The following is a 23,881-nucleotide window of genomic DNA, read 5'->3' on the forward strand; positions in this document are numbered from 1 at the left end:
TTTTAGCATATAATCTTCAAGCACAATTCAAGTAAGTGCATAATGAGCTTAATATGCTTTTTAATAAGCAATTAGAAGTGATTTTCACTTATCTGTATCATTATCCATGGGCACGCTAGTTGCGATCTCTTTTTACCTTTTACAATGCAGTTTGGATACTATACCTAACATTAAATCGTTATGAAGTGACTAATGAAGATGTAATTATACTTATATCATTTCCGAGGAAATAAACAATATTCTATCTTTGAATACAATAAGGAATTCTTTGTACCTTTGCTTAAAAGTCAATAACCTGCTTGTAAGTAGGTCTTATATAAAGTTCCTTACAACATTCTAATACAAAAAATACCCGAGTCATAATCGACTCGGGTATTTCAGATATGTTCTTCTTTTTGTATATCAGATTGTAGTAATTAGTTATTACCTTGTTGACGAGTTTCCCCGCCCTTACGTCCAATTTCCTTATAGACGTCTTTATTATGGTTACCGGTTGTTGCTTCTCCGCCTTTACGTCCGATTTCCTCGTAGAATTCTTGTCCGTGATTATTGGATGTGGCTTCTCCACCTTTACGTCCTGCTTCTTCTACAGACATTTTACCATTATTGTTTCCTCGATTGTTTGTAGCCATTAAAATCATCCTCCTAGTAATACTTAATACTCACTATTTAGATTCTTTTTTAAATTTCATCTTACTATAATTTGATCTGGGATTAATTATTGTTCGGTTTCGTATAACTTAGGTTTAGTTGTTACTATTGTTGCCGGAATTACTTTGTGACTCTCCGCCTTTACGGCCAATTTCCTTATAAAAGTCTTTGTTATGATTATCGGAAGTGGCTTCTCCACCTTTGCGTCCGATTTCCTCGTAAAATTCTTGCCCAAGATTATTGGAGGTAGCTTCTCCACCTTTACGTCCTGCTTCTTCAAACGACATGTTTCCATTGTTATTTCTTCCGCGATTGTTTTGGTTGTTGTTAGCCATATTAATTCCTCCTTTTGCTTGTTTTGAGCTTTTATCTCAAGCTCACTAATCATATTCCCATCTAATAATTGCTGAAACATTTTCTTGTTAAAATAGTACCTTCCTCTTAAGTGTATAATTAAATTAGTATGTTTTTTAACTGTTCTATTACTTTTTTGAATGCACGTTGATTGTCTACATGTCTAAACGTATGAAATATATCTCCATGCTTACTAACTCTTTCTAAAACAATTGGAATTGTAAACAAAGTGGGACTCAGCTCTTTATTTACCTCATCCCAATTTACTGGAGTAGCAACATAGCCACCCACGTTACCGCGTGTAGAATAGGGAGCAATAATTGTTTTCCCTTCATGGTGCTGCACGTAATCCAGGTAAAGCTTGTTATCTCTATTTTTTTTCATGCGTTCAGTCGTAAAAAGGTTTGGCTCCTGCTCACATAGAAAATCGCAAACAAACTTAGTAAAAACCCTAGTGTTCTCGTAGGAGAAAATACCTTTAGGTAGTGGAATATAAATTTGCAATCCCTTTCCCCCTGATGTCTTAATAAATGAAACAAGAGAAAATTCATCGAAAATAGCTTTCATTCTAACTGCTGCTTCAACTGCCATCCAAAAATAATCCACGGACGGGGGATCTAAGTCAAATACAATTTCTGTTGGCATTTCTGTATCAACTGTTTGAAAAGGAATATGGAATTCTAGTGCTAGCTTATTTCCCAGCCAAAGAAGAGTTTCGATATTATTACAAATAACATACCTATTATCTTCAAAAAGTTTGGTTTCTACATATTTAGGGATGTTATCCTCCCAATTTTTTTGATAAAATCGTTCTTCCCTTATCGTTCCATGTGGGTATCTAATGACAGTCAAGAGTCTATTTTTTAAAAAAGGTATCATATAAGAAGAGACTCGTTGAAGGTAATAGAGATAGTCCTCTTTTCTAATATCATTTGAAAGCCATATAGGCTTGTCCGGATGAGTTACTTTCACTTTTTCGGGCAGAGGATATAACTGTAAATTAAATTGTCTTTTTGTACACTCAGCTGGTTCACAATCAAAATTAAATCGATGGAACCTTGGTTCTCTCAAACTTTTTCCATCAAAATCGATTGAAGCAATATCCACGCATATCGAAGGTTCTATGACCCACTTATTTTTCCCAACCATTTGACCGTTAGTATAAAAAAAGTTTTGAAGCGTTAGAAGCTCTTCTTCCTTTAGACCGTGGCTAAAGTTGACCACTTCTATTAATTTATCCTGTTCATAGATAGCTCCAAAAAAATAATTATTGTTCTTATCAAATGAGGTTAGGATGATGGTTGCAATCTTCCAATTTTTGATTTTGAGCCAATCAGTTGAACGCTTTCCAATAGTCCAAAAACTATTCTTTTTCTTAGCAACCATTCCTTCTCCATTATGAGCTACAATCCTTCCCCATAGTTGTTGACTCAATTTACTTTGTTCAATTATTTGTAGTCGTTTATTATTTTCACAATCAGCAGTAGGTAGACTAAGCTTCTTAAACATTAGACTAAGCTTCTCTCTTCGTGTAACAAGTGGAAGACTATGAATGCCATCTCCATTAATGGTCATGAGATCAAAAATTACTAGGTGGCAAGGGAATTTAGCAGCATGCTGTTCAATTGCATCTTTAGTTCTCATCCTGCCTCTTGTTTGAACGACTGTAAAATTACTCTTATAATTATTTACTAAATGTACAATCTCCCCGTCCATCACTATTGGTAAGTATGGTTTTATTTTGTCCTGAATGGAAATGCAAAATTGGATAATTTCTGGAAACATTTTATTAAGAACGTTCTCATTTCTACTTTTTATTATAGGTTCCTCATGCCATTCTAATATACATCGAAAACCATCATATTTAGTTTCATATATCCAATCCTCATCTAAAGGAATATCGTCACTAGGAGTTAAAAGCATAGGTTTAATATTTTTTCCTACTTTCTTTTTCATTAGCTTTTGATAAATTTATCTTCCTCATACATAAAAACTGTCGAAAGATATCATAGTAAGGGAAAAGAAAAGCAGGTGTAACACATATGCATACAGTTTGGAAAGGAAGCATCAGTTTTGGACTTGTCAATATTCCTGTAAAGCTTCATACTGCAACTGACAATAAAGATATTAAATTACGCCAACTTCATAAGGAATGCATGAAGCCTATTTCCTATAAAAAGGTTTGTGAGGGCTGTAGTGAAGAAGTGAAAGCTGAAGATATCGTGAGGGCTTACGAGTATTCTAAAAACAAGTTTGTCGTCTTGGATGATGAGGAACTTGAAAAGCTACGAAAGGAAAATGAGGATAAAGCCGTACAAATAATCGATTTTGTGAAACTAGAAGAAATTGATCCTATATATTTTGAAAAAAGCTATTTTTTAGCTCCTGACAATGGTGGCTCTAAGGCATATTCCCTTTTAAGAAAAGCTTTAGAGGAATCTGGCAAAATTGGCGTAGCTAAAATTATTATAAGAGCTAAAGAACAGCTAGCAGTTGTGCGTGTATACAAGGAATTGCTCGTCATGGAAACCATTCATTTCCCTGATGAAGTGAGAAAGGCTTCAGACGTTCCAAATATCCCACTTGACCAAACAGTCGTACAAAAGGAATTAGAAACTGCCTTGCTATTAGTCGATCAGCTAACTACTGAATTTAACCCTGAAAAATACACAGATGATTACCGCACTGCACTTATGGAATTAATCGAAGAGAAAAAAGTTAGCAGTCCGCCTATTGAAACGGACAGTAAACAACAGCCTGCAGCCGCATCAAATGTTACGGATTTAATGGCAGCGTTACAGGCTTCATTAGATAAAACAAAAAAGAAAAAGACGCCTGCTCGGAAAAGAACTCCAAAAGCAAAGACATCTTAAGCTTATTTTATATCAAAGCATACTTCCTAGATTCAATATACACATAATTTATTGAAAACAGCTTAAGCTAGTCCCAAGCTCTCTATATATTACGAGGGCTTTGTTTTGATTTTAGGAACTCCTTTAACCTACAATAAAAGGAGAGAGAATCATAAAAACTGACACTGTAGCAATAACATAAGTAACTGAATTGGGTAATTTTTTTCTTCCTTCTCCTTTATACCAACCTGAGAATTGAAGTCTATTCCTATATAGTACAAATAGTAATAATAAAATCGCCACGCCACCTAACCAAGAATAAGTTCCAACCTCGAACCTAATATAGAGTGCATTCAGTAAACCACTCAAAATTACACCAAGGATTGCAAAAATGAAAATGATACGAAGAATTTCTAAAAGCATTCTTATAAGCATTTAGATGCATCTCTCCTTTAAAATCACCTAGAAGGTCATCCTTTTTTAGTTTTACTTGTAGCCATAAAGATAATAATAAGTGCTATGATTGCTATAAAAGCAAGAACTATAATAGTAAATAAAAAACCAGGCTAGAGATAGTATAAAAAGTAGACATGTTAAAACACGACCTTCATACTTATAGAAAATAAAGGGAGCGTGTTTATTATGATAAGGACAAGTAGAGAAATGCGTGATTATCTGGTGAAATTGGTAATCGAAGATGGAAGAAAGGCAACCGAATTAGGATATGAACATGGGATCAAGCCGCAAAGAATTCGTGCCTGGGTAAGGGCCTACAACAAGAAGCAGGAGCTTTCAAATAATGAACAGCTCATCTCTTCTACAGAACTGAAAAGACGCATAGCAGAGCTAGAGAAGAACGAAAAAGAACTGAAGGAGGAAAATGAAATCTTAAAAAAGGCCATGCATGTCTTCGCCAAAGGCCACACGTGATATTTACGTTCATAGAGGAACATCAAAATGAGTTTCGCGTGGTGAAGATGTCTGAAGTTTTAAAGGTTTCAACTAGTGGTTATTACAAATGGTTGAGAGAAAAAGAGAAACGGAACAGAATTCAAGAGGAAAAAGAAGAAATCAACCAACTGATCCGAACCAGCTTCATTGAAAGTCATGGAACTTATGGCAGCCCGCGAATCGCAAAAGATTTGGAGGCGCAAGGTGTTCACGTGTGTGAGCGGACAATAGGGAAACGAATGAACGAGATGGGACTCCGTGCGACATCAGCGACCCCTTACGTGGTGACGACGGATTCCAATCACCAACATCCTATCTATCCAAATCTGCTTGAACGCAAATTCTTGGCGGAAGCACCTAATACCGTATGGGTAACAGATATAACGTATATCTGGACTATACAGGGGTGGTTATATCTGGCGAGCGTGATGGACCTTTTTTCACGAAAAATTATTGGCTGGAGTATTAGAGACAATATGAAAAAAGAATTACCCTTCGAAGCCCTCCAACAGGCAATTATGATAAGGGACCCAGGGGAAGGACTAATTCATCACTCGGACCGTGGATCGCAATATTGTTCGCAGGATTATACCGGATTATTGACCGAAAGAGAAATGAAGGGCAGCATGAGTCGCAAGGGAGATCCTTATGACAATGCCTGTATCGAGTCGTTCCATGCGACGATCAAGAAAGAGTTGATCTACCGCCATAAATGGGAGACGCGTGAGCAAGCAATCAAAGCGGTTGGGCATTATATTGACCAATTCTATAATACGAGAAGAAGGCATTCCACGTTGGGTTATGTGAGTCCTGTAGACTTTGAACAAGCGTTCATTAAAAGTTGTCTTTTGGCTGCAGGGTGAGAAAATCAGAGATGGTGGAAATAGGATAGGTATGGTTGTGACCTATCCTGTTTTCACCATCCCAGCAAGCGACAGCGCGGTAGTGGAAGAAAAAAAGTTGTGAATTAATTTGTCTACTTTCTTTACAGAAGACCAAGGCAATGCTATTGTTGGCATTCCGGCACCTCCATTTACCTAATATTAGCACAGTTATTTTACATTTCCCACCATATCTCAATTCCCTACAACAAACAAACGCGAAAATTCAAACATTCATCATTGTTTGAAATAACATGAATGTTTCTAACACAGGGGCAACTTCACAGGGGCACTTTATAAAGGAGATGTTTTATTTGCGCTTATGGCATCAACATTTACTAAGCTCTTTACCGAAATCCCAGCTGTTGGCACAATGGCGCGAGTTAAACAGTATTTTTGCGAAAGAAGATCGCCATATTTTAATAAACTATATCTATGACTACCCAAAAGATGATCTGTTTGCTTATACCCAATTGGTCTTACTGGAAATGCGTAAACGCAACATAAATATACGTACAGTAGACAAAATGGAAAAATATTTTGAAGGTCGCTCTTATAAAACGCTAGCAGATCCATTTGAGCATCATCATACGAAAGAATATTTAGAGATATGTTTTTTCAATCTAAAAGAAAAATTTATGCGTGGGCAGAAGGATTTTAATACTGAACAGTATGAATCCTTAATGTCCGTGTACAAAAAGGAAACGTGAATGTAAATACATTCACGTTTCCTTGAACCTTCATGTGTGTTTCTCATCCATGGCGAAAATCATTTTTTCTTCTTCAAACGATCCTCATAAAACACATTAAAGTTTGGATCCACCACGCCTATATTTAAATATCTAGCCTTGTAATCTCTTAATAACTCAAAGAATTTCTTGCTTAAAAATAGTAAGACAACTAAGTTTACGAAGGTAGGGATCGCTGTAGTAATATCAGCAAAGTACCATACCGCCTTCCCTGGCAGATTATACATCACAGCATAAACAACCATTAGGAATCCAGGTATTGGGTAAAGCCATTTAAACCAAAGCAAAATCTTATATTTTAACGTTAACTTCTTCTCATCTCCAAATACTTGTCTTAACAAAATTTCGTAATACGTATACCAGCCTGTAGATGTAGTTAGACCGAAAAGGAAAATAGAAATAGTGATTACATATCTACCAAACTCACCAATTCCAATTTCAAAAGCTGACAGTGTCAGCGCTGCTCCATCTAATCCTGATGACCAGACACCAGTGATAATTATAGTAAATGCTGTTATTGTACAAACGATAATTGTATCTACAAATACTTCTACTGCTCCCCACATTCCTTGTTTAATGGGATGACTAGTTTTAGCTGTTGAGTGAATCATTGGGGATGTCCCCCATCCAGCCTCATTACTATAAACTGCTCTTGCCACTCCCATGCGTATTACTTGAGCGATTGCAGCACCAGCAAATCCTCCTACTGCAGCAGTTCCAGTGAAGGCACTTTCAAATATTAAAGCAAAAACGGGAATAATCTCAGAGTAATTTTTTAAAATTATAAATAACCCCGCTAGCACGTAAAAAATACACATAAAAGGTACAAGTCGGCCAGCGATTTCTCCAATCCGTTTAATTCCTCCATAAATAATAATATAAATGAGAACTAGATAAATGAAGGATGCAGGAATCATACCTATATTAAATGAAGAACTTAATGCCTCGGAAATCGTATAATTTTGAAGCGTGATGAAGAATGTAGTAAAAATCCCAATGCCAAAAAGAATGGCAGGTATCTTCCAAAACTTAAAGTTTTTCTCTTCTCCTAGACCCTTCTCCATATAATAAGTGGGTCCACCAAAGGGCTGTCCTTTTTCATCTGTATTTCGATAATGGACTGATAAAGTTACCTCAACTGTTTTGGTAATCATCCCTAGTAAAGCAGTAAGCCACATCCACAGGACAGCACCCGGTCCACCAATAGCTATAGCGGTTGCGACACCGCCTATATTCCCAACACCGACGCTACCTCCTATCGCTGTGCTTACAGCTTGAAATGGCGTTAATATACCCTTTGTATCAGCTGATTTATCTTTCTTTTTAAATAGTTCCCCGAAAGTTACCTTGAAAATATGAGGCAGATAGCCAAATTGAAACAATTTACTTCCTATCGTAAAGTAGAGTCCTACAAAGAGAACTGTAAATATTAATGGTAAACCCCATAGCCATGCTACTATCGTTTCCAATAATGCTTCCATGCTGTAACCCCCTTATTCTATTATTTTCTATATTTTATTTCTCCGCCAATAATAGTCATTTCTACTTCTGTTTCTAAAAGTTGATCTGCATTTTCCATAGTAAATGGATTTTTGTTCAATACAGTCATATCCCCAAACTTTCCTCTTTCTAAAGTTCCTTTGGTATGTTCTTCATTAGTAGCAAAAGCCCCTCCAATAGTAAACATTTTAAACGCCTGATACATGGTAATTTTCTCTGCTTCATTATAGCCATTATGTACTTCCCCTATCTTTTTACGAGTAACGGCTGCATGAATTCCTAGCAAAGGATTTAATGGCTCTATTGGTGCATCAGAGCTACCCGCAGTGATTACACCTCGTTCAAGTAAAGTTTTAAATGGATAGGACATATTAGCACGAGTCTCCCCGATACGGTCGACAATCCAAGGATAATCGCTTGCTACAAATCGAGGTTGTACATCTATTATTCGATGAGGACTGCCCAGTCGTTCAATTAAGTCATTATTTAAAATAGACACATGTATTAGCCTATCTCTAAAAGCAACTGGCTTTAAATGGTCCAGGTTATCCAAAACGTCTATTAATGCCTGATCACCAATGGTATGCACTGCAATTGGCATGTTAAATTCTCTACAATTTTTCATAAGTTGCAAAAGCTCTTCCTTATCGTACATCGCGCTTCCATAATTACCTGGATTGTCCGCATAAGGCTCAGATAACAGCGCCGTTCTTCCTCCCAATGCACCATCAGCAAAAAACTTTATCGCCCCGATCGTCACCTTATCATTACCAAACCCAGCAGACATACCGGCATCCTTTAGTTCTTCCAGATATTTATAGTCCATTAATAGATTACTTCGTGGACCCATTCCTTCTTGATTGATAAGTTCATCAAAGAGCTTGTAAGTTTGCTTTGCACCATTCAAATATGTAGGATCGTTCGTATGAATACTTGTCATGCCAAATTTTAGAGCTTCCTTTAAGCCCAACTTTAAAGCAACTTTGAGCTGATCATAGCTTTTTGTTGGAATTTTTTCTGTAATTAAATCTGAGGCTGTCTCAAGCAATAATCCAGTCGGTTTATTCGTTTCCAAACTAGTTACGACTGTTCCTCCAAAAGGTACTTGCATATCCGAATGATACCCACTTTGCTCTAAAGCCTTTGAATTCACAAGGAAGGCATGACCACAAATTCTAGGTAAAAATAATGGTGACCCGGGTGAGACATAATCTAATTCTTCAATGGAAGGAATTTGCTTGTCGGGAAAAATATTTTCATCCCAGCCTCTACCTAAGATCCATTCACCAGGTTGAATAGAGCTAGCCTTGTTACTAATAACATTTAGTAGTTTCTCTTTCGTTTCAATTCCAGTCAGGTCTAACTCCTGTGCATTAATCCCTACACTCGAAATATGTAAATGACTGTCTATCAATCCTGGAAATACGTACTTACCATCCAAATCGATTACGGTCGTATGATCTCTCCCCCATTGAAGGAGCATATCCTCACTCGTTCCTAAATCTATAATTTTTTCATTTTCTATCACAATGGACTGGACAAGCGGCTCCTCCAAGTTCATCGTGAAAATGTTGCCGTTAGTATACATTATTCGCATCTACATTTTCCTCCCTTTTTCGTCACTACTTTATTCTAACAATTTATTTAATATTCAGATATATATTATTGAATTTTTATCGTGATTTTGATGAATAAAAGCAAATTAGAACTAGAAAGAAAAACCTTAGATAAATCTAATGTACTACAGTTTCCTTAGGAATCGGCTTAGACATTGTCTTTCTAACAATGAGACTCGTAGTCATTGCCACTGATAATATAGTCATAATCGAGAGTAAAAAAGAATCCATGGAAAGTAAAAGTCCTCCTACTACTAACACTAGTGAATCGATTACAAAGATATTAATCCCTACATTTACACCTGTTTTGGCACTTATAAACTGCGCGATTAAATCCGTTCCACCTGTACTTGTCCGGTACCTAAGCATGAAACCTATCCCGATGCCTACCATCGAACCACCGACTAAAGCACTTGGAACAGAATCGAAAACTACTAATGTACTGAAAGGTTTAAGTAAATCAATAAAAAAAGAAGAAATAATCATTCCGTGCAAACTATTATAGAAATACTCACGGTACTTAAACCAGGCAATCACAAATATTGGAATACTAAAAAATATAATAGTAGCACCTGTTTTAAAACCCCATAAATAATTTAAGATTAACCCTATACCTATTACTCCACCGTCTAATATCTCATAGGGGACTAAAAACATATTTATTCCAAGTGCGATAAAAATACTGCCAAAGATAATTACTAAACCCTTTTTAAATAAATACATATGAACCTCCATTGTCTGGATATGTATTTAATTTATGTACAGTAGGAGGACAAAATGTCTAAATCTTATTTGTTCTAAACAAAAAGAAGGTTAGTAGCGTCAAACACTACTAACTTTCTTTTTAGTGAACTATTATATACTTCTACTATGCTTTTGAAGATACTTTTCAATGTCGTTATATAAGCCACCTTGATTGGAATATCTAACATAATTCTTGGCTGTCCGTAGCCAATCCAATGTAGAAGGCTGCTGATTACTTAGTGCCTCCAGCATATCATCTGTACTTAAAGGTCTTTCGTTCCCAGTAGTTAAAATTTCAGAAAGGACATTTTCTGATGCTATTTCTATGACGTTTTCTATATCTGCACCAGAGAAAAACTCTGTTTTTTGGGCTAATAGCGCTACGTCAATTTTTTCCGCATACCGATCACTCAGTTTAAGCTGAAAGATTTGCTTCCTCGCTTCTTCATCGGGAGGTGCCACAAATATGAGTCTGTCAAATCTTCCGGGACGCTTGAGTGCATTATCTACATCCCACGGAGTATTAGTAGCAGCCATGACTAGCACTTCATCTGTACTTGTATCAATACCCTCCATTTCGGAAAGAAATGTATCGATTATCCCCCTATGAGTTGCAGAGGATTTAGAACGGCTAAAGCCGATTGTATCTACCTCATCAAAGAACATAATGCTTGGTTTCTGGAAGCGTGCTTTGTCAAAGATACCTTTTAAATTTCTTTCGCTAACACCTATGTAAGGATCAATGATGTCCGTAATATGCACCGGATAGAAGTTTGCTTTACATTCTCCCGCTGTTGCTCTCGCAATAAATGTTTTACCACAACCTGGAGGACCATAGAGCAGCACCCCACCACCTGATTTTTTCTTAAACTTTGCAAACAACCCTTTATTGTAAAAGGGACTAATGATACGGAGCGTGATCGTTTTCTTTAAATCCTCTAAGCCAGCGACGTCTTCAAAAGTAATATGGTGAGACTTCTTATTAACTACCTTAGGCTTTTCATCTCCATCGATTACCTTTAGTTTTGTCTTTAATAAACTCAGGTTATCTTTTTGTTCAACTAAATAATCTGCTTCTACTTCTTCCACTTCTTCTGATTCTACATTTTCCTGTACGTTAGTAGTAAAAACCATTTCATTGTTCACTGGTTTTTGCAAGTTCATACTTACGATAGATAACTCTTGAATTATTTCCTTTCGAAGTTCCTCGTCTTCACAGCAAGAAAGAGCAGTAGAGAGGGATTGCACTGCCTCAAAAAGATTTCCACTTTCTGCTTGTTCCTTCGCTAGCCAGTAATGTGCTTGAGGATCCTGTGGGCTTTTTTTTACCATTTCATGTAGCCACTCTATTTTTTCCACTTACTCACCTTCTCTTCTTTAATAATAACTTCACTATTGGTTCGGACACCCATATATAGATACAAAAAACCACATACAAGGAAAATAAAGCTCCTCCTGCAGTATCAAAATCTAATGAAAACAAGAGAATAGAGACACCAATGCCCACAATCCATGTATAGTGCATACCTATTTTATGAGCCCAGCGACTAATGGCTAGTAATGGATGGTTTATAATCTCTAATTCTTGAAGAATATTTAATAGCTTCTCATTATTCGGATCTAATGCAAATGCCTGGCGAAAATATTCCTCTGCCTCTTTTGTTTTATTTCGATTTTTGGCCGTTACCCCTAAGTGAAGAAGTTTGTTCAGTTCGTTATCATTTGAATTAATATAAGTTTGAATGGTATCTAAATGATCTTTTTCTTTTTTTTCGTCACCTTCGATTAAATAATGTAACCGTAGAATACGTCCGTCCTCAGGATCTAATTCAATCGCTTTTTTTATTAACCTCGAAGCCTTTTTGTTTTGACCTACACTCTTCATCAAATATGCATAGCTAGCATGAATATCTGCATTATTAGGATTCAGTCGAAGTGCTTCAAGAAATGCTTTTTCAGACTCCGGCCACTCTTCCATGGAATAATAGATTAAACCCAACAGATGAAAAGCAGATTCCTCATTTATACCTAATCGTAGAGCTTCTTTTACTTCCTTCTCAGCTAACTCAAAATTGTTTAGACTATAATGACTGTATCCAAGATAATACCAGGCTTTCTCATTATTCATGTGCTCATCCATATTATTCTCTAGCATTTCTATAACCTGTTCATAACGGTCCATTTGAAAATAATGTTCTATTAAATCAAATGAATTCATCTCTTTCTGAATCATTCTATAGTCACCTTCCCCAGCATCTATATAAGAGAAATAGTTATTATTAATATCATTTCTACTGCCACACTGGTAATACACCAAATGATGCCAGGAACAACAAGTGACTTAGTATCACCCTTTGTAGACACATGTAAATTAAATGAGCCCTTTAACAAATTATAAACAGCTGCGAAGCATATAATTGCCATTACACTCCCCATTAATCTATAAGTAGATCTTTCAATATCAATCATTTGATGGGTATAGGCATAGATTAAAAAAAATTTCAAAATAAACAGCACAGAAATTATGCTTAAAAGTGTATACAAAACCTTCTTTTTAACTTTAAGCCAAATAGCATTCTGTAAACCAAGTGCGCTAATCGCTACAAGCTGCCCAAGAGCCGCCACGACAAATAAACTCGATAAATTATAGCTTTTCGTTTCCTCTATTTGTTCTCCTGATAAACTAGGAGAATAAAGATCTCCCTCCATTTAGTATTTCCTCCCTTCCTACTTATGGTATATACATAATTTTCTATTTATTCCCTTGTAAAGTCAAATATTTATATAATAATCGTGCAGCAATTTCATAAACCCCATTTTTACTGTAAAATACGAACATTAAAGAGAAAATCATTTTACCGAGCTTATAAATTCGTATAATTTTAATTGCTATAATATTCTAACGGTTCATTTAGTCAAAAAGACAGGAAAAAACAAAAAAGCTTTCCATCCCTGTTAGAATGGAAAGCTAGCAACAAGATTAAATTTTTCCTTAGCCAAATAGATTGCAGACTGTTTTAGTCGCAGTTTGCTAGTTGATTAATTACTTTAAAACATTTTTCTTATGCCACTTAAGATACTTTTTATGCTCTTCCTGTCGTTTTATACGTATTTTCGAATGAATCATATATTTTTCATAATCCATTTCTTTTATACGATCTGAAATATGGATTTTACCTTGACCATCAAATGCAATATACCCCTTTCTATATAATGCATCATGGTTTGAGCAAAGCAAGATTCCATTAAAGGGATCGAGTTTTTCTTCCTCTGTACTGTCTTTCCAAGCCTTTGCTGGTGAAGCATGTAACAAATCTGAAGAATTAATGCTACAGATAGCACATTCATTATCCCATATCGGAGAAAGGGCTAGCTTAAACCTTTGCTTACCTTTACGGATTTTCGACTTTGCCTCCGACTCCATTATTGCTATGATTTGTAGTAGGAGATTGCGTTCCTTAAACAGAACTGGACTGATCGCAAATTCCAGCTGTTCTTGTTTTTCAAGGTTTACATTCATCTCGGCTATTAACTCTAGAAGCTTGATAGCCAATAGCTCGTTACAGGGATAAAGATACCCTTGGTTTCCATCCCCATTTTCTTGAAAAGCTGAATACTTTATCGGGAGTAATAACTCTATCTCTTGAAAATATTCCTTAATACTTAATGGGTTATGTAACTCCTCATAAGATGTTTCTACTAGATATCCCTTTTTCTGATATTCCTTGTCATAAGGGTTAACTGCCTCGTAGTAATCTCTTTTAGCAATACTAACTGCCACAATATCACCTTTTACATAATGGAAAATGCAGTCCCCTGCTTGCACTTCTTTCATACGCTCCCAAAACGGTGGACGCATCCCACTCTTATCAACCTGTTTGGACCAAATAATACTGTGCTGTTTTTCTTCTATATACGTTTGTCCTTGCATGACAATATAAAAATTCATATCAATACCTCTACTCTCCAATAAACCATTACAAATATTATAGCAAAAAAACAACAAAATATTATAGGTTAATACCTCTTCCAATTTTAGTTAGATTATTAAAAAAAGTTCGAAAAGCATATATATAACAGCTCTTTCCATTCATAACAAAATGAAGAGAAAAAATATATGAAAATAACTACTATAATATGATAAGGTAGAATATCTAGAAATTAAATTTAGAAGGTGAAGAAGTGTTAGAAGTAAATGAAAGTAAGTTAGATCAATATATAGTGCATTATGCAGGAGATTCACTCATTTTAGGTGACGAAGCTTATCCCCAGCCTGAGGTTATACTAGAAGCAGCGTTCACTCAGCTAGCATTTAACAAAGTGGATTTTGAACAACAATATGATTTTTTCCACCAAACAGATTTAGGCTTAAACGAAGTATACACATACGTGAAAACTATCTTTGAAAATAAAAATAGCTTCTTAGAACAATCCAAGAATATAGCAGTTCATTTACAAAGTGTGTCCCAGCACCCTAATATTAAAAACGGTGAATTATTTATCGGACTGTTTGAAAACTGCATTTGGAATACAGAAGCTAAAAGAGCTATTTCCATCGTTAAAATCGATGAAAAAGAAATGTATTTAGACGTTAAAAATGAACAAGAAAAAGTTATTGTAAACGGTGTAGATGGTATAAACGTAAAGAAAATAAACAACATAGCGGTAATTCTAGATATGGGTGCAGACGCACCACCAGCTGTTTTTATGAAAACGAAGAAAAAGGAAGATGTTGTTTACTGGCAAGAACGTTTTTTAAATATTAGAGTCGCGGACGAGCATTTCCAAAAAACTAGTCTTGCTCTAACAGAGTGCAAAAAATATATCGTAAAAGAAGAGAGCTTTACGAATACAGAAAAGCTAGGACTTCTTAATAAGACACTCGATTACTTTAGAAACGAAGAAGCATTTGAAGTAGACGAATATATAGAAACGGTATTTGAAAAAGCGGATCAAGTACAAAAGTTATAAATTCAGTAAAACCTTTTGAAACTGTTATTTCAGAAAGTGCGATTGCTAAGATTGAAAAGAATTATAAGCGTAAAATCAAGCTAGATTCTAATATTGAAATACAAGTGAACGTTAGAGATATCGAGCAAGTTGAACAGCTGATTGAGGTTGGTTATGATGAAGTGACCAATCGTAAATTTTATAAGATTTACTTCCAAGAAGAGCTATAAAAGAATACTATCTTGTTTATTATAAAAAAGGCTATCTAAGAGATGAGTAGATTCATCTCTTAGATAGCTTATTTGATATTATTGAATTGTCTCCGTCGATTGAACTGCTTCGGGTTTCTGATGTTTCTTTTCACTTTCTGTCACATATAGGGCACATGTTAAATCTCCAGTACAATTGACCATTGTTCGTGTCATGTCTAGTAAGCGGTCGATACCAATGATTAACGCGATACCTTCTACTGGTAAATTAACAGATTCCAGCACCATAGCCAGCATGATCATGCCTGCTCCCGGTACAGCCGCAGTTCCTATAGAGGCAAGTACAGCCGTTATTACAACAGTAAGCATTTGGACAAACGTTAAATCAACGCCATATACCTGAGCAATAAAAATGGTTGCAACCCCTTGCATAATAGCTGTTCCATCCATGTTAACTGTTGCTCCTAAAGGTTGTACGAAACTACTAATCCCCTTTGGAACTCCAAGTTTATTTTGTGCAATATCCATAGAAACTGGCAAAGTAGCACTACTACTTGAAGTACCGAAAGCGACAGTTAAAGCAGGGATATATTCTTTAATGACCTTCACTGGGTTTTGTTTAGCTAAAACCTTCAATGCCCCCCCGTAGACGATAACTGAATGAACAGCTAATGCTAAGAATACGACAAACATATACATAAGCATTACTTTTAATGCGTCAAATCCTTGTTTACCTACAGCCGAAGCTAATAACCCAAATGTACCGATCGGCGCAAATTTCATAACTAATGTCACCAAAAACATCATCAGCTCATTTGCCTGCTCCATAAGTCTTTGAACACTTTCTACCTTGCTTCCTAAATAGCTAATACCTAAACCAATAAATACAGCAAAGAAAATAATTTGGAGCATATCTCCGCTAGCCATTGCTTCAATTGGATTAGCTGGGATTATACCTAGAAGTGTTTCAGAAACTGGTGGTGCTTCTGCCGCTTCATAATCAGTTGCTCCGACTTCAAATTGCCCACTTTCTCCTGGTTGGAAAACTAATGCAAGTATTATTCCTATTGTAATCGCTATAGCTGTTGTAGTTAAAAAGAAAAGCATAGCCTTTGCGCCCATGCGCCCCAGCGATTTAGGATCTCCTATATTAGCAACCCCTACTGCTATGGAGAAAAATACTAAAGGTACAATCAACATTTTTATGAGATTTAAAAATATTGTTCCTAATGGTGTAAACAAATAATTGTCTGCCGTTTTAAAAAAATCAGGTGCAGCTAAATTCAAAATCACCCCAACGAGTGCACCCAGTACTAATGCCCACAAAATCTTAGTTGCTAACTTCATTTGACCACCCTTTACTTTAAAATATTATATAAAAAAAACTATTAGCAGGTTAGTGATCTCTTTGTTTAAATAACTGCCGCATCCTTAACACGAATAAAGAAAATAATACTATAAGTATTTGATCGAATCTTCTATTATGTAAATCCTTTAATCTCATTATTCGATGTTTTCTAAAAACAAGATACCCAATTAAACTAATCACTTACTTGCTAATACTTTTTATTAATTTAACTTAACTTTCTACTTTATAAGTTCCACAAAATAATAGATTCTAATCCTAAATATTAAAAAGTTTAGATTTTTTAGCTTAAAAAGTTATTTTAGGCACTAAATACTAATTGTCTTTTATACCAAAATAGCATCATTCCCAGTAAAGAGAGTGATGCTATTTAAAATGTAATTTAAATAAAGATACCAACTAAAGTTGCTGTTAAGAAAGATACCATAGTAGCAGCGACTAATAACTTAAGACCATGTTTCGAAATAATAGAAGCTTTCTCTCCATTAATTGCTTGAAGAGAACCACTGACAATTCCGATAGAACTGAAATTTGCAAAACTAATCAAGAATACAGAAACTACTGCAACTGTTTTCTCCGATAGGTTAGGAATTTGATCTCTAAATTGTAGCATTGCTACGAATTCATTTGTTGCAAGCTTAGTACCCATCGTTTGACCTGCTATTAAAATCTCACTTGCAGGAACACCCATTAACCAAGCAATTGGAGCAAATACATATCCTAAGATCTCAGTAAATGTGATACCGACTGTAGCTTGGAACCCTGCATCGATTAACGCCATTAAACCTACATAAGCAACAAGCATAGCAGCAACGATTAATGCCACTCTACCACCATCTAAAGCACCCATTGAGATAGATTCAAATAATGATTTAGCCTGTGACGCTTCCTTGATGTCAATAACTTCTTCTTCTGTTGAAGAATCCGGAGCAATAATTATACCGATGATCAAACCTGATAAAGCATTTAGAGCCATGGCACCTAAAACATATTTAGCTGGCAGCATCGTAATATATGAACCCATTATAGATGCGGATGCAGATGCCATAGATGTAATAGCCATCACAAATAATTTGTTTTTATCCATCTTAAGGACATGTGATTTAATAGCTAAAATACCTTCTGATTGACCGAAGAAAATATTATTTACCGCATGGAAAGTACTTACACGAGATAACCCTGTAATTTTAGATAAGAATCCACCTAAATACTTAATAATGATTGGTAAAACACGTAAGTAAGTTAAAACCGAAAGTAGCATAGATGTAAAGATAAGAATCACTAATACATTTATAAAGAATACGGATCCACCTTCTGGTACCCATCCACCTACTACAAAGTTAACCCCTTCTCGTCCAATGTTAATGACTTTAGTAAACCCATTCCCAATTCCTTCTATTACAGTTAATCCTACTGTAGTTTTAAACATGATTAATGTTAAAACCACTTGAAGAACCAACATAACCCCAACAGCTCTATAATTAATTGCTTTCTTATTATTGCTTATTAGATAAGCTAATCCTAAGACTACAACTAACCCCAGTATTCCAATTAAAATTGACATTCTCTCTACCTCAATTTTTCTATATTTTAGTTTCAACAGCTATTACTTGTTGTATTTTGTTAGTTCGCAAAAGCACTAAAGTCTCTTTCTAAAGAAGTACAGAGTAAGTTCTAAATAATTTTAGAAAACGTGATTGGGACCGCTTTCAAAACCATGTGAAATGTAGATTGATGTCTCAACTGATTTCCATTATCGTTTAAAATTAGTAAACAAAAACGCTTTCAAAAAATAATATTTTAAAATTACTGGATGTGCTTCCTCTGCGTTGCTTCTAGTACTTTTACTCGTTTTGTCATTCTACATTGAAAATATTATTTTAGTCAAATAATTAATATTTTAAAATTTTTAAAACAACTAAATGCCTAATATTCAAAATTTTCCCTTGGAATAAGCATTAGGAACTACGGAACACTAATAATTTCTATTTAATAGAAATTTTTATAGGTCATATTTCTCTCCACAAAAAAAGAAAGAAGGAGTTGTTAGTAAACTCACTTCTTTCTAATGGAAGTTAATAGTAATATTATTCAATATTTCTGTGTTTTTTAGGAAGGTATTACCACAATATAATTTGAAATTATACGCTTTACTCACATATCTATACTTTAATAATCCTACATAAAACCGCTAAACCAAATTCCTAAGAATGTTCCAACGTAATTCCCAATAATATATCCTAATGTCCCAACTATTAAGATTGGGCCTACTAAATTACTCCATCCCTTCGCTATTGCCAGCGCTGCAGCTGTGGTTGGTCCTCCAATATTGGCATTTACGGCGAGTAGTGTTTCTTCTAATTCGAATTTGAATACCTTCGCCCCTACTAAAGAAATAGTAAGATTAATAGCTACAATGATAAAAGCAAAAACTAACAACAAAGGAGCATTATTAATAATTAATGGTATGGACGCTGGAATACCTATTACAACAAAGAAAATATGAATGAGATAAGTTCCAATTTCTTGGCTTCCTCTTAACGAATCAAAGAATTTTGGAAACAATAATAGAGCAAGGAAAGTAAATGTCGTTAACAACAAATACTGATCTCCTATTAATCCGTTCAAAAGATTGAAAAGAAAATTTACATCTTCTCCTGATGGGATAAGCGTATCAAACCAAGTTGATACCTTTTTTGCTAAAATCACTAATGCAAATGCTATTCCCACTGACAGAGCTATATCTTTTAATGATATCTCTTTCGGTTTCCAGTAAGTCTTCGCCTGATTATCCTTGTCGTAATTCCCTCTAGATTCTAACTCATCTATATGAGGTGTCTTATACTTTTTACGGAAAAATTGCATGGTAGGAATGATCATTAATATCACAAACAAAAGCGCCATGTTCAAATTATCAGCAACTACTGCTGAGGATACAAGCTCACCAGGTGTCTCAAACTTAGCAGACATAGCTGCGAAGTTAACTCCCCCTCCTATATAACTAGCACTAAACATTGCAGCTAGCTTATCCAGCAGTGGTATATAATCCTTTAATATAAAAAATGCAATAATCGTTCCGGCAACAGTTCCAATGGAGCTTATCAAGAAAATCAGTAAGAGCCTGCCACTTTCTTTAAATAGCTTTTTAATATTTACATGAAATAAAAGCAGTGGGATAGCAAGCGGAACAATTATAGTCCATACCGAATCATAAACTGCGGACTCAGTTGGTATAATACCTGTGTTAGACAGAAATATGGCTATCAATAATGCGATAATTGCTCCAGTTATTTTAGCAGCCCAGCTGAACCTCTGCTCTAAAAAGATACTTAATGAAGCAACGATAATAATGATTCCCCAAAGTGTAAGCGTATCATCCGCTTGTATTAATGTATTTCCCATATTCTCCTCCTCATTTTCTTTAATCATGATACTTTTATTTAATCTATTATATTATTAATTTTTAAATTTTCAAAATATATACCATATCGAAACATTGGATAGCTTTTAAAGGATGTATTATAATTTACTGTGCTACATCAATGAAGATAATTAAATGAGGAGCTATACATAATGAAAAAATTTATGAACCAACCCGAGAATATGGTGATGGAAATGTGTAACGGATTAGTCCTAGCACATCCAGAGCTAGAATTTTTAAAGAAGTATAAAATTATTAAAAAGAAAACGATTGATCATAACAAAGTTAGCTTAATTAGTGGTGGAGGTAGCGGACATGAGCCTGCACACGCTGGATTTGTAGGCAAAGGCATGCTAGATGCTGCTGTTTGCGGAGATGTATTTGCCTCCCCTTCTCAAATCCAAGTGTACCAAGCTATTAAGGCAACAGCTGGTGAAAAAGGTCTTTTAATGATCATCAAAAACTATAGCGGTGATATGATGAATTTTAAAAATGGAGCTGCTTTAGCCAAAGAAGATGGTATACAAGTGGACTATGTGAAGGTAGACGATGATATTGCTGTAGAAGACAGCTTGTATACAGTAGGAAGACGAGGAGTTGCCGGTACTGTTTTTGTACACAAATTAGCCGGAGCTGCTGCAGCGGAAGGTAAAGATTTAAATGAAGTCAAAATTGTGGCCGAAAAAGCTGCAACTAACGTACGGAGCATTGGTGTAGCTTTTACATCTTGTACCGTGCCTGCAAAAGGAACACCAACCTTTAAATTAGCTGATGACGAAATAGAATACGGTGTAGGTATTCATGGAGAGCCTGGTATAAAACGAGAAAAAATGCTTTCTGCGGATGAGCTAGCAGATCGAATGACCACTGACCTTATAAAAGATTTAGGTATTAACGAAGAGGATGAAATTGCAGTATTAGTAAATGGCTTTGGAGCAACTCCTTTACAAGAATTGTACTTGTTAAACAACTCCGTTACGCGAGTACTATCACAAAAGAACATTAAAGTGAATCGCATGTTCGTAGGCAATTATATGACGAGCATCGATATGGCCGGGGCTTCTCTAACATTTCTAAAATTAGATGATGAACTAAAGGAATTACTTTCAAAACCTAGTGACACACCAGCCTTTAAAGTAGACGGACCAGTTGATCCAATTGAATATACGGAAGTGTTAGAGGAAAAGACAGATAAGCTAGTATCCTTTAAAACTGAAACTGATGAAGACTATGCGGTAATACAGAATGAAAAATTAAACTTACACAACATGATTTACTTAATAGACAAAATGAGTGAAGTTATTATACAAAACGAGGTGTCTTTCTGCGAATTAGATTCCCATGCTGGAGACGGTGATTTTGGGATGAGTGTGGCTAAAGGTTTTAAGCAATTGAAAAGAGAATGGAATGACATTATTCAGCAGCGTGACCTAAACATCGGATCGTTTTTACACAGTTGTTCCCTAGTAATTATGGAATATTGCGGAGGAGCATCAGGACCTATTTGGGGATCTGCATTTAGAGCGGCTGGAAAAGCAACAATGGGTAAGAATGACTTGTCTATAGCTGAGTTCGCTGACATGCTCCAGGAAGCTGTAAAAGGAATTCAAACTACTGGAGAACGTTCCTTTGGGCGAGGTGCTGAAGTTGGAGATAAGACACTGATCGATGCTTTAATACCTTGTGTAGAGTCTTGGATGGATAGCGTATCTACAGAAAAAACATTTAAAAAAGCCTTTGAACAAGGGGCTATCGCTGCAGTTGAAGGTGCCGAAAAGACAAAAGACATTGTAGCTCGTATGGGACGAGCAGGCACAGTAGGTGAACGAAGCCTCGGTTACCCCGATGCAGGTGCCTATGGCTTAGGAGTAATCTTTACAGAGCTTTCCAACTCTATCAAATAACGATAAACGACCTATCTCTCCATAAGGAGGATAGGTCGTTTTAAATTATATTCTTTATATTTTTACATTGGTAATCAATTCAATACTTTTTCTCTTTTTACTACGCTTTTTCTCTTACTAGATAAGATTCTCTCTAATCGATTACGGTTATACCGTTGTGCGATTATAATTGGACCATTGAATAAAAAGGCATACAGAACCATGACCCATCCTGCCCACAAAGGATTCCAAAGAAAAAAGAAAATGGAAGGTAAGATGGATAGCCAATGGGTTAGTTCTGCCCTTCTTGACTCTATTAAAAACTTGAAAAGGTAATCCCTATTTTTACTTATAAGACTCTTTTTCTCAAAGCCCTTTTGGATGATTTTTGTTCCATCTGGTATCAGATGCTTCCATTTTTTAACTTGGAAAAGTCGTGACCATAGCTGATTTGATTTTTCCCATTCTCTAATACGATATAAATTATTATCATTTTCAAATTTACTAGAAGGAATAGCCGCCATGCAAAGCGATATAGCTATATGAAAAAAAGTCCATGCTACTATATCTATTAAAATAGTTTCCATTATAGGTAACTCTACCAGCTGTATTGGATTCCCCTTATACATTTATTTTTCTACCCTTCCAAGTAACCGTACGAAACAGCTTTGTTCGCACCAGTGACCAGGAAAAGATTCCAATAAAAAAGAAAAATAATATTGGATAAATTATAAATACATAAAATCTAAAGTTACCAGTACGGCGTGCCATTAAATAGACTTGTATCATAAATCCTACATAACAAATACAGGCAATAGCAATCCATGAGACAGAACCAATATAAAATCCTAATATCAGTAATGCAATGGGAAGAAAGCTTCCACTGATCCAAGTACTTATTAACGACATTACAAGTGGATGCGTAGACCGAGAGGCAGTACCAAAATTTTTTGTCCATCCTTCTATTAATGAGTTCATGCCTTCCGGATACATTTGAAAGTTAAGTACTCCTCTACCGCTAATACATCGCACTGGTATACCAATTTTTTTAAAAGCCTTCGCAAGCTCAAAATCATCCATAATCGCTTCACCAACAACAAAATGTCCTCCAGCATCCATATAGTCCTTTCGGGATGTAAGAATACAGGGACCGAATGCTCCAGCACTTTCCAATCGAGTACTCCACACAGTAAAGACATTCATGCCAGTTATCACAATAATATTAAAAATGGCAGAAAAGTTTTCATACAGCTTATTAACCTTGTGATAAGGCTGGACTGATAAAATACCTCTCTCTTTTAGTGATTGATAGTTTAAAGCTAACGTTTTTAAGCTATTCTCGTTTTCCAGCCTTGTGTCAGCATCTAAAAATAATAACCAATCTCCAGCTGCAGCCTTTGAGCCAATCCAGCAAGCGGCAGATTTTCCCTTCCAGCTAAGGTCTCCCTCATGGGTTTGTATAACCCTGCCTCCAAAGTCATTCGCAATTTGTACTGTCCTGTCAGTGGATTCATCATCAACAACAATAATTTCCTTCGGCTTTAGAGACTGTTTTTGTAATGATTCAAGCAATGGCTGTAAGCGCCCTGCCTCATTTCTTGCTGGAATAATAACTGTGATAGAAGGGTTTCCAGATAGTTCTTCTTTTATTTGTCCCGGTACTGGGATTTTCCAAAGCATCAAAACACCACAAATCATTGCTAGGATGAGAAAAGCAACTATAATCATAAAAAGTAACTGTAACATAAGCCCAC

21 protein-coding genes and 1 pseudogene are annotated in these 23,881 nt (G+C 35.6%); 6 read left to right on the forward strand and 16 right to left on the reverse strand.

Features of this window, described 5'->3' with window-relative positions; genetic code table 11:
* Window positions 1-440: 440 nt before the first annotated feature.
* From NSQ95_RS11815 to NSQ95_RS11825, 3 genes and pseudogenes are all read right to left on the reverse strand, one after another.
* Window positions 441-632, reverse strand: a pseudogene (locus NSQ95_RS11815) (KGG domain-containing protein); the annotation flags it as partial.
* Window positions 633-746: 114 nt separating this feature from the next.
* Complete coding sequence (locus NSQ95_RS11820; protein WP_340883123.1) at window positions 747-986, reverse strand: KGG domain-containing protein; 240 nt, start codon at window positions 984-986, stop codon at window positions 747-749.
* Between the two features lie 118 nt (window positions 987-1,104).
* On the reverse strand, window positions 1,105-2,961 hold the full coding sequence (locus NSQ95_RS11825; RefSeq protein WP_340883122.1) for a DNA ligase D: 1,857 nt from the start codon (window positions 2,959-2,961) through the stop codon (window positions 1,105-1,107).
* Window positions 2,962-3,047: 86 nt separating this feature from the next.
* Between NSQ95_RS11825 and NSQ95_RS11830 the strand changes: the two genes are divergently transcribed.
* Window positions 3,048-3,878: a Ku protein gene (locus NSQ95_RS11830; RefSeq protein WP_340883121.1), complete on the forward strand. Its 831-nt coding sequence runs from the start codon at window positions 3,048-3,050 to the stop codon at window positions 3,876-3,878.
* 123 nt (window positions 3,879-4,001) lie between these two features.
* On the opposite strand, the gene NSQ95_RS11835 is transcribed toward NSQ95_RS11830, so the two are convergent.
* Complete coding sequence (locus NSQ95_RS11835) at window positions 4,002-4,292, reverse strand: hypothetical protein (protein WP_340883120.1); 291 nt, start codon at window positions 4,290-4,292, stop codon at window positions 4,002-4,004.
* 207 nt (window positions 4,293-4,499) lie between these two features.
* Between NSQ95_RS11835 and NSQ95_RS11840 the strand changes: the two genes are divergently transcribed.
* The 3 genes from NSQ95_RS11840 (at window position 4,500) to NSQ95_RS11850 (ending at window position 6,399) form a co-directional block, all read left to right on the forward strand.
* The gene (locus NSQ95_RS11840; protein WP_340883119.1) at window positions 4,500-4,787 is read left to right on the forward strand and encodes a transposase; all 288 of its coding nucleotides are present in this window, start codon (window positions 4,500-4,502) and stop codon (window positions 4,785-4,787) included.
* On the forward strand, window positions 4,784-5,671 hold the full coding sequence (locus tag NSQ95_RS11845; RefSeq protein ID WP_340883118.1) for an IS3 family transposase: 888 nt from the start codon (window positions 4,784-4,786) through the stop codon (window positions 5,669-5,671). Before NSQ95_RS11840 ends, NSQ95_RS11845 begins: the two co-directional genes overlap by 4 nt.
* Window positions 5,672-6,003: 332 nt before the next feature.
* Complete coding sequence (locus tag NSQ95_RS11850) at window positions 6,004-6,399, forward strand: pyrimidine dimer DNA glycosylase/endonuclease V (protein WP_340883117.1); 396 nt, start codon at window positions 6,004-6,006, stop codon at window positions 6,397-6,399.
* Window positions 6,400-6,458: 59 nt separating this feature from the next.
* On the opposite strand, the gene NSQ95_RS11855 is transcribed toward NSQ95_RS11850, so the two are convergent.
* The 7 genes from NSQ95_RS11855 to NSQ95_RS11885 all read right to left on the reverse strand — a co-directional run bounded on the left by NSQ95_RS11855 (window position 6,459) and on the right by NSQ95_RS11885 (window position 14,247).
* Window positions 6,459-7,919, reverse strand: a complete 1,461-nt coding sequence (locus tag NSQ95_RS11855) for an amino acid carrier protein (RefSeq protein WP_340883116.1) — start codon at window positions 7,917-7,919, stop codon at window positions 6,459-6,461.
* A 20-nt stretch (window positions 7,920-7,939) separates the two neighbouring features.
* Window positions 7,940-9,535, reverse strand: coding sequence for an amidohydrolase (locus tag NSQ95_RS11860; protein ID WP_340883115.1), 1,596 nt, complete (start codon window positions 9,533-9,535; stop codon window positions 7,940-7,942).
* Between the two features lie 136 nt (window positions 9,536-9,671).
* Complete coding sequence (locus tag NSQ95_RS11865) at window positions 9,672-10,277, reverse strand: YitT family protein (RefSeq protein WP_340883114.1); 606 nt, start codon at window positions 10,275-10,277, stop codon at window positions 9,672-9,674.
* A gap of 132 nt (window positions 10,278-10,409) precedes the next feature.
* The gene (locus tag NSQ95_RS11870; RefSeq protein ID WP_340883113.1) at window positions 10,410-11,657 is read right to left on the reverse strand and encodes an ATP-binding protein; all 1,248 of its coding nucleotides are present in this window, start codon (window positions 11,655-11,657) and stop codon (window positions 10,410-10,412) included.
* A 4-nt stretch (window positions 11,658-11,661) separates the two neighbouring features.
* Entirely contained in the window at window positions 11,662-12,531 is an 870-nt protein-coding gene (locus NSQ95_RS11875; RefSeq protein WP_340883112.1) for a tetratricopeptide repeat protein, read from the reverse strand.
* 23 nt (window positions 12,532-12,554) lie between these two features.
* Window positions 12,555-13,007 (reverse strand): hypothetical protein, encoded by a 453-nt coding sequence (locus NSQ95_RS11880; RefSeq protein WP_340883111.1) that lies wholly within the window; start codon window positions 13,005-13,007, stop codon window positions 12,555-12,557.
* A 334-nt stretch (window positions 13,008-13,341) separates the two neighbouring features.
* Window positions 13,342-14,247, reverse strand: a complete 906-nt coding sequence (locus tag NSQ95_RS11885; protein ID WP_340883110.1) for an HNH endonuclease — start codon at window positions 14,245-14,247, stop codon at window positions 13,342-13,344.
* A gap of 233 nt (window positions 14,248-14,480) precedes the next feature.
* On the opposite strand from NSQ95_RS11885, the gene NSQ95_RS11890 reads away from it, so the two are divergent.
* Window positions 14,481-15,269, forward strand: a complete 789-nt coding sequence (locus NSQ95_RS11890) for a nucleoid-associated protein (RefSeq protein ID WP_342559680.1) — start codon at window positions 14,481-14,483, stop codon at window positions 15,267-15,269.
* A gap of 287 nt (window positions 15,270-15,556) precedes the next feature.
* Here NSQ95_RS11890 and NSQ95_RS11895 read toward each other — a convergent pair whose 3' ends face one another.
* The 3 genes from NSQ95_RS11895 to NSQ95_RS11905 form a co-directional block, all read right to left on the reverse strand.
* Window positions 15,557-16,804, reverse strand: coding sequence for a dicarboxylate/amino acid:cation symporter (locus tag NSQ95_RS11895; protein WP_340883108.1), 1,248 nt, complete (start codon window positions 16,802-16,804; stop codon window positions 15,557-15,559).
* A gap of 401 nt (window positions 16,805-17,205) precedes the next feature.
* The gene (locus tag NSQ95_RS11900; protein ID WP_340883107.1) at window positions 17,206-18,387 is read right to left on the reverse strand and encodes a nucleoside transporter C-terminal domain-containing protein; all 1,182 of its coding nucleotides are present in this window, start codon (window positions 18,385-18,387) and stop codon (window positions 17,206-17,208) included.
* Window positions 18,388-19,001: 614 nt separating this feature from the next.
* Window positions 19,002-20,225 carry a DUF819 family protein gene (locus NSQ95_RS11905; RefSeq protein WP_342559681.1) on the reverse strand — a complete coding sequence of 408 codons (1,224 nt, stop codon included), beginning with the start codon at window positions 20,223-20,225 and terminating at the stop codon, window positions 19,002-19,004.
* Between the two features lie 171 nt (window positions 20,226-20,396).
* Between NSQ95_RS11905 and dhaK the strand changes: the two genes are divergently transcribed.
* Window positions 20,397-22,148, forward strand: coding sequence for a dihydroxyacetone kinase subunit DhaK (gene dhaK / locus NSQ95_RS11910; protein ID WP_342559682.1), 1,752 nt, complete (start codon window positions 20,397-20,399; stop codon window positions 22,146-22,148).
* A 74-nt stretch (window positions 22,149-22,222) separates the two neighbouring features.
* On the opposite strand, the gene NSQ95_RS11915 is transcribed toward dhaK, so the two are convergent.
* Both NSQ95_RS11915 and NSQ95_RS11920 read right to left on the reverse strand, forming a co-directional pair.
* Window positions 22,223-22,756, reverse strand: a complete 534-nt coding sequence (locus NSQ95_RS11915) for a glycosyl-4,4'-diaponeurosporenoate acyltransferase (RefSeq protein ID WP_298471641.1) — start codon at window positions 22,754-22,756, stop codon at window positions 22,223-22,225.
* A complete protein-coding gene (locus NSQ95_RS11920) occupies window positions 22,749-23,873 on the reverse strand; it encodes a glycosyltransferase (RefSeq protein ID WP_342559683.1) in 1,125 nt (374 codons plus the stop codon). Before NSQ95_RS11920 ends, NSQ95_RS11915 begins: the two co-directional genes overlap by 8 nt.
* Window positions 23,874-23,881: the final 8 nt, after the last annotated feature.

This window comes from Psychrobacillus sp. FSL W7-1457 (assembly GCF_038593405.1).
Lineage (GTDB): Bacteria > Bacillota > Bacilli > Bacillales_A > Planococcaceae > Psychrobacillus.